The organism is Vibrio sp. SCSIO 43135 (assembly GCF_023716665.1).
Classification (GTDB): domain Bacteria; phylum Pseudomonadota; class Gammaproteobacteria; order Enterobacterales; family Vibrionaceae; genus Vibrio; species Vibrio paucivorans.
The window spans coordinates 140,099-152,249 of sequence record NZ_CP071860.1; the positions used below are offsets into that span (position 1 = coordinate 140,099).

Consider the following 12,151-nt stretch of genomic DNA (forward strand, 5'->3'; position numbering starts at 1 on the left):
TGAGTATTGCGGCGATGTTAGCACAGGGTTGGGTAGGTGTTTGAGGGTAAAGATAAAATTGTGGCAGCAATCAAAAACGGAGCCATAAGGCTCCGTTGTATTAATCTCGTTAATAGGTGTTACAGATTCCGCCCCTCTGCGTACTTTTCTAAACCTAATACCAGAGCGATTGCACACAGCATTAACAAGGTCGCAATGCCAAGTTGGGCAGGCTGTGATGTCAGCGCTTCAAATTGAAAAGGTGTCAGGTTCTGCTGAAGTAGAGGAACTTGCTCACCACTAGAGTTTGTACGCCAAGATAACGTTTCTTTCCAAGGCCAAATCTTCGGCAATGTGCCAATCATCAAACCGGTAAGGAAAATGAGCGTTACGTCGCGGTAGCGTTTCAAAAGCCAAGATAACAAATGAGAAAAGCTTAGCAAACCACCGATACAGCCCAGTAAGAAGAGCAGCAAAATATCGATCTGAAAGGATTTCACTGCGCCAAGTACAGGTGTGTACATACCAATAAGCAGAAGTATGAAGCTGCCGGAGATACCCGGAAGGATCATGGCACAGATTGCGATAGCACCTGCTATTAGCACATTGATACTAGTAAATTCGAGCTCCAATGGTTTCAACACGGTGATGCTGTAGGCGAAAGCGATACCGAGCAGCAAAAATACTAAACGTGATAGTGAGCGCTGCTCAATTTGCTTGAGCATGTGAAATACCGAGACCAAAATTAGACCAAAGAAAAACGACCAAATAGGTATAGGGTGTTCAGTGAGTAGCCAAGAGATTAGCTTCGCCAAAGTTGCGATACTGGTCAGTACGCCACCGAATAGAGCTATTAGGAAAAAGCCATTAATATGGTTAAATGCCGCCTTAAAGCCTTCTCTTTTCCATATGCCCAGAACACTTGGGTTAATACGACGAATGCTTTCAAGCAGCGTATCGTAGATCCCGGTAATAAAAGCGATGGTTCCACCTGAGACGCCTGGGACCACATCCGCAGCACCCATCGCCATGCCTTTGAGAAACGTACTAAAATAATTCATTGGATTGTTAAGGTAACTTTGATTGAGTCGAAGTATACAAAGTCTCTTGTCGAAAAAGTATGAAAACTTCTCGTACTCACACAATCTTAACTCATTCCTGTATGGAAATTGTTAGGGTGTGTTGATTGAGCTGGTAAGTTACTAACTACACCACATTCGAGAAAAACTGTTAGCCAATGTAACGTATCAACAGATCAACGCTGTCTCCACGTGCTGTGATGGCAAAACTATCAATCAGGCTAATAATAAAACGAATAATAAGAAACTAGTTGAGTGGTATTTTGCATTTATTTGCATAGTGCATTTGCAATATGCAAATCTCAATGTGGATTTGGTCTATTTCTGTTGAATCTACCGCAAAAATTATGGTTTTAAAGTTGGCACGCATCCTGCTATATACAAATTGACCCTTCTTAAGCCGAGGGTCACCTAGCCAACTGACGTTGTTAGTGAATAATTTTGTTCACAATGTATATAAATACATAGCCAATCGTAATCTACGGTTGGTTTTTTTTTTGCCCAAAATTCCTACAAACAGCGCAGGTCAACTGCAGAGTTTGACTTATCTTCGCTTTATTTTTCAGATTTTGAAGTGCACGACGATTTACAGATCGTATGGAGTGAATTGACCCGTAAAACTCGACAATTGCGCAGTTTATCTTTAATAATAGCCGCTTCCGTCTAAATTTATGGTTATTTTTTAACCAGTTAAAGTGTCAATCAATGATGCCAAGAGGCATCGATAAGAAGGATCTTAGCTATAGGAAATTCCTAAATTCCTGAGAAAAATTAACAAAAAGAGACTATCTTTTTCGTTAATGGTTCTCTAGCTCGTTAAGGAAGATGAGTGCGACAATAAAAGAGGTTATATGAATCAATTAATTTCGGTTGGACCGCTAGAATCTTTCTTAATCGCTATCGGCGTTTTGTTTCTTGGTCACTTCGTAAACGCTAGACTGCCTATTCTTAAAAAGTTTAATATCCCAGAGCCGATTGTTGGCGGCCTGATAGTAGCGTGTATCATTACGTTCATGCACTTCAATGGCGTAAATTTAGAATTCTCGTTGCCACTACAGAACACGTTTATGTTGATGTTCTTTAGTACCGTCGGGTTAGCTGCTAACTACACCCAGTTAATGAAAGGTGGTGCGAAGGTCTTTATCTTCCTTGCGGTCGCTTCCGTATATATCATCATTCAAAATGGAGTGGGTGTGTCTTTGGCTACTGCGCTTGGGTTAGACCCTCTAATGGGCTTGATTGCAGGTTCCATTACGCTTTCTGGTGGTCACGGCACTGGTGCTGCATGGGCTCAAACCTTCAACGACAGCTATGGTCTATCAAACACGCTCGAAATCGCGATGGCATCTGCCACCTTCGGTTTGATTATCGGTGGTATCATCGGTAGTCCGGTTGCGCAAAAGCTGATTGAGAAGAACAACTTCGAATCTGAGTATGGGCGTGGCACTCAAACCCACCAAAAATTCCCAGAAGTTGTTACTTACAATGAGTATGAAGAAGACAAAGTCACCGCAAAAAAAGTGATTGAAGTACTATTTATTTTGCTTATCTGTGTGACTGGTGCTCAATACCTAGAATCGTGGGTAAGTAGCTTTGAAATCAAATGGTTGATGATCCCAGATTTTGTTTACGCGCTATTTATTGGTGTGTTCATCACCAACGTGATGGAAGTGACCAAGGTGCACAAAGTGGATACCGAAACGGTGGATATTCTAGGTACAGTATCCCTGTCTCTGTTCTTAGCAATGGCATTAATGAGCTTAAGATTATGGAATATCTTCGATCTAGCCATTCCATTCTTAGTGATTCTAGCGGTGCAATCTGTGGTACTTGGCTTGTTTGCGTACTTCGTTACTTTCAAGGTGATGGGGTCTAACTACGACGCTGCCGTCATTTCTGGTGGTCACTGTGGTTTCGGCTTAGGCGCAACGCCTACCGCTGTAATGAACATGGGATCGTTAGTCAATAAGTTTGGTCCATCGCCTCAAGCGTTCATGGTAGTTCCAATCGTAGGTGCTTTCTTCATTGATATCGTTAACCTGATCATCTTGCAAAGCTACATTACTTTTATTGGCTAGTACTTCGTGACAGATATCTGATTGATAAAAAAGGCTCTGCATTGCAGAGCCTTTTTTATTTGAGCATGAGTTTTGTGCCGTTGAATTTCAGTTGAGACAACAGAGCTTTCGCGTTTTCTTTGCCTCTTTCATCAAACTCTAAACCATAGCGCGCGTAGTGCAGCGAACGTTGCAAGTTGCAGATTTTTCCTACTAATGGCGCCAATGGTGTTTTATCTCGGGTCGCAGCCGCCAAGTCTATGGTAATGGTGTCGCCTACTTGAAAAGGCCTGCTTAGTGGTGGAGTGATGAAACGACAGCCTCCCTTTGAAAGATCTCGAACTTCACAGTCTCCCTTATGAGTATTAGCGACGACCTTGCCCGGTAAGTTCACATCGTACCTAGGTTCTTTACGCAGCTGTGTTACTTGCATTGTATTGGGTATTGATATCGCAACCATAGCGATAGGTTCGCGAATATAATGGACCAATTGACTGCGGAAGTGGATCATTGCACCTTCACCGCGTGGTGAAATGGCTTTCACGTTCAACCAGAATCCTTCTTGGAAGAAGAAATTTAGATCGTCATCTGATATTTTGGGCACTTCAATCAGGATAAGGTTTTTCCCGTGGGTACCAATGAAAGCGGTTTTGCATTGGAACTTGGTGCCGACAGGGGTAGTGACGCTGATGGAGAGTTCGCTGCTATGTTCAACCATGTTGAGAGCGTCGGTACTGTTGATGGTTGAAACTGTTTGTCGGGACTGTGTTTGACCCTTCGATTCTTTTGCAACCACTGTTTGGGTGTTCATTTAAGCCGTCCTATGTGCTTGCGATTATTATATTTGTTAGAACTAGGATTTTAAGTTTGACCCACCAATTATTCAAACTGATGCTCGCTGATTTATTTGAGTTATCTATCAAAAATTAACAAAAGATAACTGAAATAGCGTGATGTTGATTCAGGCTTATGGTGGTTTTGACCAAAAATGCAGCTTTGGGGTGTAGGCACGAATGTGGTGGATAGGAGAGTGTAGTGGATAAAGATAGTGTTGCGTTGTTGGTTCAACTAGGGTGGCACAGCATTGATCAGAGTGAAGTTATTCAGTCACTTTGGGGCGGTTATGGTGAGTTGGTTCGTGTATCCAATGGCGAGAGCTCACTGATTGTGAAACATATTCGCTTGCCTGAAAAAAACGACCATCCTAGAGGCTGGAACACTGCACGTTCACATAATCGCAAGCTACGCTCTTATCAAGTTGAAGCAAGCTGGTATCGCGACTTTGCCGCAGCGTGTAGCTCAGAATGCGTAGTCCCTAAGCCTATTTTTGTAGGCGAAATTGAAGGTGAGCTAACGCTTGTGATGGAAGATCTTAAGCAACTTGGTTTTCCTAATACACTGGGCAACGCCGATCCAGAACATGTAGATCCAGTGTATATAAGACCTTGCCTTAAATGGTTAGCGCATTTTCATGCACAGCATATCTCTCACCATGGAGAAGGGTTGTGGGAGTCTGGGACTTACTGGCATTTGCAGACCCGGCCTGATGAGTTAGCAAAGCTGCGTGATTTACCACTAAAACAAGCGGCTGAGCAGATTGATGACTTGCTCAATCAAGCGCCGTATCAAACGCTGGTTCATGGGGACGCAAAGCTGGCGAATTTTTGTTTTAGCGACGCGAGAATAGGTGAAAGCGAGCAAACCAGTGACGGTGAGCAAATAAAAGCAGCTGCTGTGGATTTTCAATATGTGGGCAGAGGCTGCGCCATGAAAGATGTGGCATTGTTTATCAGTAGTGCTGTGCCTTATGAAAAGTGTTTTGAGCGTGAATCAGAGTTGCTCGACATTTACTTTTCCTATCTTAATGATGCGTTGGCAATGTATCAGCCACACCTAGATAGTGAGCTTGTCATTGCATCGTGGCGACCATTATTTTGCGTTGCGTGGGCCGACTTTCAGCGTTTCGTAAAAGGTTGGAGCCCCGAGCACTGGAAGATCAATCCGTATACGGAATCCCTCAAAGAGCGAGCGTTAGAGCAGATCAAACAAGAGAGGTGACCTGACCTCTCTTTTCATTTGGTGTGGGGCTATCTATGCATTTCCCAAGGCTGTTAGCTGCACACTAACCACTGCATGGTCGCTGCACTGTTTATCTTGCTCAAAGATAGGATTGATAAGGTGAGAGTCCAACACAAAATAATCACTCACTTTGGCTTTGGGATTAAACGCGGCGGGCGCAAACTCTGCTGAGAGTAAGATGTAATCCAATACTGAACCTTTCGCTCCCATGTAATGAGTATAGGGTCGGCTGACTGCGCCGTCTGCAGAATAAAGCTCCCAAGCATCATAGAGATGAAAGGGTGAAAGCAGCAGATGAGAATCTTCTTGGCGAAATATCTGCTGTGACATTAAACCTGCGAACTCTTCGGCGGTAATTGGCTTATTAAAGTCGCCCAGCATAATACATGGTCGGTCATGTCGCTTTTTATTATCGACAATAGATTGGTGCAGTAGATGTGCTTCCAGCCCCCTTTGCATGGTTGATTTCCAACGTCCGATGTTTTCCTGATGCCAAAGTTCGGTCAGAGGTTTTGGCGTGTCATCCGTATCGGCGGGTCGCTGCGACTTAAAGTGAACAACGTATATGTCACATAGCCCAATCAATGGTAGTTCGATAACCGCGTGAATAGGCTTGCGATTGTATTCGAATGCGGTATCTGGAGTTGGGTAGCAAGACCCGACTCCAGCGCATTCTATAATGGGAAAGCGAGAGGCAATGGCCAGTACTGGGTGAGAATAGATGTAATCTTCCGCGTGAGGTGTATCTACGTTAACAAAGTAAGGATAACCCAGTTCAAGCATTTGCTGCTGTAACTCATCAACACTGAAGACTTCTTGAAAGGCGATGACGTCAGAATTGAGCCGAGTAATGGCGTTACTTATCCAGTCTTTTTTTTGTTGCCACTCTTGCTCGGTATAGATGTTGGCAAAATCATAGAATGCATTTGGCGGAGCCAAATAATTGAACAGATTAAACGTAGATATCGTGATAGAGTCGAGTTTAGAAAGCACTCAATCGTCCTTAGTATTTGTCTTACACTAAGAATACGATCAATTTGGTGTTAAATCACAGTTCGATTTCGCCGAACTTATTTAGCGCCTCTAGGGAATACCGCGACAAGGAATATCGGATGTCTGCCCAATCAGCCAGCTGGAAAACACCTCAGAACTTTTTACTTATCATCTCCATCATAGTGCCCATTGCGTTTTCTAGTTGGATGGCATTGCTGAATAATTTCGTGATTGAAAAGGCGAATTTTGATGGCGCGGATATTGGTTTGCTTCAAAGTGTGCGTGAGATTCCTGGCTTCTTAGCATTCACTGCGGTGTTTGTTTTGCTGTTCATTCGCGAACAGCGATTCATGTTAATTGCACTGGCGATGTTGACACTTGGTACCGCAATCACAGGCTTTTTCCCTAGCTTGTTTGGTTTACTGCTTACCACGTTATTAATGTCGACCGGTTTTCACTACTTCGAAACATTGAAGCAGTCGCTTTCATTGCAATGGCTAAGTAAAGAAGAGGCGCCAGAAATGCTGGGCAAGCTGATATCGGTAGGCGCATTGGCTTCGCTGCTTACCTATGGCGCACTGTGGGTGATGCTGGAGCAAATTAAGCTAGACTACGTTTGGGTTTACTCAATCACTGGTGGTATAGGGTTTGTGCTGGTGTTATGGATTGCTTTTGCATTTCCAGAGTTTAAAACTGAAACGCAGCAAAACAAGAAACTGTTCTTAAGAAAGCGCTATTGGCTCTATTACGCATTGACGTTTATGAGTGGTGCAAGAAGACAGATCTTTACCGTTTTTGCTGGCTTTTTGATGGTTGAAAAGTTCGGTTATTCAGCAGCAGATATTACACTGTTGTTCTTGGTTAACTACCTGTTTAACTTCTTATTTGCTAAGCGCATCGGTAAATTCATTGGTGTGGTAGGTGAGCGCAAAGCTCTCATATTCGAATACGTTGGGCTAATCTTCGTTTTCGTAGGTTATGCGTTTGTACAAACAGCAGAATGGGCCGCAGCGCTTTACATCATTGATCATCTTTTCTTCGCATTAGCATTAGCGATCAAAACGTACTTCCAGAAAATTGCCGACCCAGCTGATATGGCCTCGACGGCTGGTGTTGCGTTTACGATTAACCATATCGCCGCAGTAGTTATTCCGGTGATCTTTGGCGTTATTTGGCTTACTTCGCCAGCATTGGTTTTCTATATTGGCGCAGCAATGGCAGCGGTGTCGTTATTGTTGTCGTTCAATATCCCGCATAAACCACAGGAAGGCAACGAAGTGCGAATTCTTCGCTGGAACTAACCGATTTCACAGTCTAATCAGGCATCACTCGCTTTAAAATGCTCGCTAACCATTGGGTTTTTTGAGTGTTGTGGTTCTTATAGTGGTAGTAGCTGTAAATATCGGGGGTTTCGAGTGGGTGATCCCAGTCGAACTCTAACAGTTTAATGCCATTCACAAATTCATAGTCCGAGAACTTAGAGACAGCGGCCATCATGTCGCTGGTTCTTACCGCTTCCAACAATACGGAAGGAAACTCAGAACGTAATACGATGTTAAATTTGATACCTAGGCTATCAGCCAAAATTTCCGCCGCCGGCTTATAGTAGTTCCAGTTCGGCGCCAGTATTGTACCTACTGGGTATTTGGTCGCTTCTAACGGAGAAATCGTTTCTCCCTTGTGAGGGTGGTCTTCGCGGCAAACAATTCTAAATCTATCCTGAGCGATTTTTGTTGAATACAGGGATTTGTGCACTGGAACATGGAAGTCGTAGCTGATGCCAAAACAGACTTTCCCGCTCTCGATCTCTGATTGAGTATCCTGATTCCAAGACTGGAACAGCACCGATACATTTGGCGCCTGTTTACGGATTTCAGTGTAGATGTTGGTCGCGAGGGCGCTCATCAAGAATGGAGAGATCGCGATGACGATTTGTTCATCCAGATTGGCGGGGTTGAAATCTTCTTTGCTGTTAAGGGTGTGTTCAAGATCGAACATCAAAGGACGTAAAGACTGATACAAATCTTCGGCATAAGGGGTTGGGGCGATACCTTTGCTGTGCTTTACAAACAGCTCATCGTCGAAGGTTTGGCGGAGTTTAGTCAGTGATTTGCTTACAGCCGGCTGAGTGACGAACAGCCTTTCTGCCGCCTTACGAGTGTTCTTTTCTTGGAACAGTACGAAGAAGACTCTTAAAAGGTTTAAGTCTAAATTGTCGTATAAGTTTCTCGCCATCGACCCCTCGCTACACAGTGAATGTATGAATATTCTGACAAAGTGTAACGGTTCGTAAGAGGCTGTTTTGGAATACAGACTATTCCAACTTTTGTGCAAATTGTTGTTGATATTGCTTTGGTGACACGCCGATAAGCCTCCTAAAGTGATGGCGCATGGTAACGGCGGTGTCAAAGCCAGCCTGTTGGGCGAGTCTTTCCATATCGACTTGTTCAGATTCGAGAATTGCTTTTGCTCGTTCAATACGTTGATGTATCAGCCATTCCTTGGGCGATAAGTTAAAGCTAGAGCGAAACTTCCGATCGAATGTTCTGCGTGACATATTGGCTTTGCACGCAAGGTCGTCGATACCGATGGCCTGGGTAATATTGGCGTGTGCCCATTCAACTGCCTGGGAAAACTGATTCGGGACTTCCAAAATCGGTGATTCGACAAATTGAGATTGCCCGCCTGAGCGATGCGCAGACACAACTAGCCTTTTCGCTACTTGGTTTGCGATTTGGTAGCCGAAATCACTGCGGATCACGGCTAATCCAAGGTCTAAACCAGCAGCACTGCCCGCAGAGCAACCTATCTTTCCATCAAATACATAAAGTACATTGGCGGCATAATCGACGTGTGGGAATCGCTCTCTAAAAGTGGACTCAAACTTCCAGTGTGTAGTCGCTCTTTTTCCATCAAGTAGCCCTAGTTCTGCAAGCAGAAAGGCACCAGAACAAAACGAGAGGATACGCTTTCCATTGTTATCAAAAGAAGTGACCTGTTGCCTTACCAAGTCCGGAACCTGTGAAGGTTTGGTCGGCCAACTGGGAACAATCAGCAGATCGTAATCCTCAATCGAGTCGGTATGTTGAGTCATCAACCCTATTCCTCCAGTCGTGGTAATGACAGTGTTTTCGAAGTTGACGATATCGGTTTGGTACCAAGGGTTAAACTCCGGCCTTGGCAGTGCGAAAAGTTCAACTGCACAAGCTAACTCAAACAGTGACACATGAGGGTGGGCGAGGATGGCGACTTTGATCATGCTCTATCCTTTTAATCTTTAAAGGTTTGGCTGATTATTATCGATACTTGTCTTTTGCGCCAGTGTTTAATATTTAAACAGTGAGACAGAATGGAAGGGTAAAAATAACAAGGAGGGTGTTATGACAAGTGCCGTATCAAGAGTTCCAGCCGCAAGCAGCGCTGAGGCGCTACATCATTTTGAATCACTTTTGAAGTTTGAGACCGACTGCTGGGATGTGCATCATGCTCTTAGCAATGGGCTGCAAGACTTTGTGTTGGTGGATGTTAGGGGACAAGATATGTTCGCTGCGGGCCATATCAATGGGGCGATCAACATTCCACATCCAAGACTAAACGAAAAGAGTTTGGCGCATTTCCCTAAAGACACGTTGTTTGTTGTCTACTGCGCAGGGCCGCACTGCAATGGAACAGAGAAGGCTGCGATTCGACTAGCGAAATTGGGCTGGCCAGTTAAGAAAATGATTGGCGGTGTTACTGGCTGGTTAGACGAGGGCTTTACATTGAAAGTATTGGAGTCTCTAGATCAAGGAGAAATCGTATGAAAATGTTGGTGGGAATCGATTCAACATGGTCATTGAGAGCTTGGCTTTGCGCTCGGTTGAGCAACCAAAGCGTTGACTTACAGGTGCTCGACTTGTCTAAGCCAGAAGCTAAATCGTATTTAGCCGAGCTATCTCCTTCTGCTTTAGTACCGGTTCTTGAAGATGGAGAACTGCACATTCATGACTCTTTGGCGATCAGCGAGTATCTCAACGAGTTAAGCCCAGGCTGTTTATATCCGCCCAATCTGGCACAAAGAGCGGTAGCAAGAAGCCTTTGCGCCGAGCTGCATTCAGGCTTTTTTCAACTCCGCTCACAATGCCCGTTTACTTTCGATACACCAGAGCCTGTGATTATTAACGAGCAACTTGCGAAAGAGGTGGATCGAGTCAAAACCATATTCTCAATGGCAACCTTGCCATTTATGTATGAAGAGGCTGGCGCTGTAGACTGCTTTTATGCGGTACTAGCCTATCGCTTGCGTAGCTATGGTATTCAGTTTGATGGTGTGGCAGGACGGTACCAAAATCAGTTGCTGGAATGGTCATTGCTCAAAGAAGCGATGGCGTTAGCTCATACTTGGCGAGAGAAAGTTTGATCTCCTTTTAAAATCTATGTGTTTTATGCATAACCTTCGTGACTAAAAGTCATTGGATTCATAGTTAGCGCGTCACTACACTGCGCGCTTTCGTTTTACTAACCGATTTAATCATCTATTGAGTGAGCGCTATGTTTTCACAATCTCTTTTTGCTCAAATCATGAGAATGACGGTGTTGCTTGCGTTGTCGCTGGTGATTGTTCACCACTCTCCCGCGTTGCTTAGAGTACTGGCAGAGCAAGCTGTGAACAGTGGTTGTCACCAAACGAGTGGTGACATGGACCATTCGCATCACCATCACTAACTTTCGATATTAAGATTATTTATGAGCATTTTTCGATTTCCACTTCTGGTGTGGCTAGGGATAGGCATTCTGGTTATTTGCCTTGGTATCAGGCAGTCATTTGGCATTTTTATGATGCCAGTGTCGGACTTTTTTGGTACTGGCCGTGAGTTTTTTAGTTTTGCGATTGCACTACAAAACTTACTGTTTGGCGTGTTTCAACCTTTTGTTGGTATGGCTGCAGACAAATGGGGGGCGAAGCGAATCATTATTCTAGGCGCTGTTTCTTATGCGTTAGGGTTGTATCTCACTTCCATCGCAACCGAGCCAAGTATGCTGTATTTGTCGTTGGGCGTATTGGTTGGCTTAGGTTTGAGTGCGACTAGCTATGTCATCGTGCTCGGCGCTGTCGCGAAAGTTGTGCCTGCCGAGCATGCTGCTAAAGCGTTTGGTCTGACGACTGCTGCTGGATCATTCGGTATGTTTGCAATGATCCCGGGTGCTCAAACGTTAATGACTGAGTTTGGTTGGCAAGGTGCGCTGCAAGGGTTTGCGATGCTGTGTACCTTGATGGTGGCGTTTGCGCTATTTATGCGCACGGCTAAATCAAGTACTACGGAGCAAAGCAATCATGCCGAACAATCGCAAACGCTTAAGCAAGCGTTAACTGAGGCTTTCTCACATCGTGGCTATTGGCTGATTCACATTGGCTTCTTTGTGTGCGGTTTCCATGTCATGTTTATCGCCACCCACCTACCCAGTTACTTGGCAGATAAACATTTACCGGCCTCGAGTGCGGCAATGGCATTAGCATACGTAGGAATCTTCAATATCTTTGGTTCCTATTTCTGGGGTGTGATGGGCGACCGTTTCAGTAAGCGACACGTGATGTCTGCGCTGTATCTGATGCGAACATTAGTCATCGGCGCGTTCGTTACTTTGCCTGTAACAGAGAGCACGGCCGCGATATTTGGTGGTGCGATTGGTTTTTGCTGGTTAGGAACCGTACCTTTGACTTCCGGTTTAGTTCGCCAAATCTTTGGTGCGAAGTATCTTTCTACTTTGTATGGCTTGGTGTTCTTTACTCACCAAGTGGGAAGCTTCTTAGGCGCGTGGGCAGGCGGTCGTATTTACGATTACTATGGCTCTTATGAGCCAATCTGGTGGTCGACGGTAGTATTGGCCTTTGCCGCAGCTTTAATCCATTTACCTATCAACGATAAACCTGTACAACGCTTGGCAATGGTTAATTAAAGTGACAAGTTAAGTTGTAAAAAGTGA

General features: G+C 44.5%; 12 protein-coding genes. 7 read left to right on the forward strand and 5 right to left on the reverse strand.

The genetic code is table 11. The features are described 5' to 3' along the window. Positions 1–119: 119 nt before the first annotated feature. Positions 120–1,040, reverse strand: a complete 921-nt coding sequence (locus J4N42_RS15040) for a polyprenyl-phosphate transporter (protein ID WP_252033032.1) — start codon at positions 1,038–1,040, stop codon at positions 120–122. A gap of 869 nt (positions 1,041–1,909) precedes the next feature. Here J4N42_RS15040 and gltS point away from each other — a divergent pair. Further along, complete coding sequence (gene gltS / locus J4N42_RS15045; RefSeq protein WP_252033034.1) at positions 1,910–3,136, forward strand: sodium/glutamate symporter; 1,227 nt, start codon at positions 1,910–1,912, stop codon at positions 3,134–3,136. 55 nt (positions 3,137–3,191) lie between these two features. Here the strand turns inward: gltS and J4N42_RS15050 are convergent, their stop codons facing one another. Continuing rightward, complete coding sequence (locus J4N42_RS15050; protein WP_252033035.1) at positions 3,192–3,926, reverse strand: flagellar brake protein; 735 nt, start codon at positions 3,924–3,926, stop codon at positions 3,192–3,194. 245 nt (positions 3,927–4,171) lie between these two features. On the opposite strand from J4N42_RS15050, the gene J4N42_RS15055 reads away from it, so the two are divergent. Next, positions 4,172–5,173 carry a phosphotransferase gene (locus J4N42_RS15055; RefSeq protein WP_503035473.1) on the forward strand — a complete coding sequence of 334 codons (1,002 nt, stop codon included), beginning with the start codon at positions 4,172–4,174 and terminating at the stop codon, positions 5,171–5,173. 33 nt (positions 5,174–5,206) lie between these two features. Here the strand turns inward: J4N42_RS15055 and J4N42_RS15060 are convergent, their stop codons facing one another. After that, positions 5,207–6,187 (reverse strand): endonuclease/exonuclease/phosphatase family protein, encoded by a 981-nt coding sequence (locus tag J4N42_RS15060; protein WP_252033039.1) that lies wholly within the window; start codon positions 6,185–6,187, stop codon positions 5,207–5,209. 119 nt (positions 6,188–6,306) lie between these two features. Here J4N42_RS15060 and J4N42_RS15065 point away from each other — a divergent pair, with 119 nt between their 5' ends. Next, entirely contained in the window at positions 6,307–7,488 is a 1,182-nt protein-coding gene (locus J4N42_RS15065) for an MFS transporter (RefSeq protein ID WP_252033041.1), read from the forward strand. A 13-nt stretch (positions 7,489–7,501) separates the two neighbouring features. Here J4N42_RS15065 and J4N42_RS15070 read toward each other — a convergent pair whose 3' ends face one another. Together J4N42_RS15070 and J4N42_RS15075 are read right to left on the reverse strand one after the other, a co-directional pair. Continuing rightward, positions 7,502–8,422 carry a LysR family transcriptional regulator gene (locus J4N42_RS15070; RefSeq protein WP_252033043.1) on the reverse strand — a complete coding sequence of 307 codons (921 nt, stop codon included), beginning with the start codon at positions 8,420–8,422 and terminating at the stop codon, positions 7,502–7,504. A 79-nt stretch (positions 8,423–8,501) separates the two neighbouring features. After that, positions 8,502–9,446, reverse strand: a complete 945-nt coding sequence (locus J4N42_RS15075) for a helix-turn-helix domain-containing protein (RefSeq protein ID WP_252033045.1) — start codon at positions 9,444–9,446, stop codon at positions 8,502–8,504. Positions 9,447–9,567: 121 nt separating this feature from the next. Here J4N42_RS15075 and J4N42_RS15080 point away from each other — a divergent pair, with 121 nt between their 5' ends. The 4 genes from J4N42_RS15080 (at position 9,568) to J4N42_RS15095 (ending at position 12,124) form a co-directional block, all read left to right on the forward strand. Beyond that, the gene (locus tag J4N42_RS15080) at positions 9,568–9,990 is read left to right on the forward strand and encodes a rhodanese-like domain-containing protein (RefSeq protein ID WP_252033047.1); all 423 of its coding nucleotides are present in this window, start codon (positions 9,568–9,570) and stop codon (positions 9,988–9,990) included. Next, on the forward strand, positions 9,987–10,586 hold the full coding sequence (locus J4N42_RS15085) for a glutathione S-transferase N-terminal domain-containing protein (protein WP_252033049.1): 600 nt from the start codon (positions 9,987–9,989) through the stop codon (positions 10,584–10,586). Before J4N42_RS15080 ends, J4N42_RS15085 begins: the two co-directional genes overlap by 4 nt. 131 nt (positions 10,587–10,717) lie before the next feature. Continuing rightward, on the forward strand, positions 10,718–10,891 hold the full coding sequence (locus tag J4N42_RS15090; RefSeq protein ID WP_252033051.1) for a hypothetical protein: 174 nt from the start codon (positions 10,718–10,720) through the stop codon (positions 10,889–10,891). Positions 10,892–10,912: 21 nt separating this feature from the next. Next, a complete protein-coding gene (locus tag J4N42_RS15095) occupies positions 10,913–12,124 on the forward strand; it encodes an MFS transporter (protein WP_252033053.1) in 1,212 nt (403 codons plus the stop codon). The last annotated feature ends 27 nt before the right edge of the window (positions 12,125–12,151 follow it).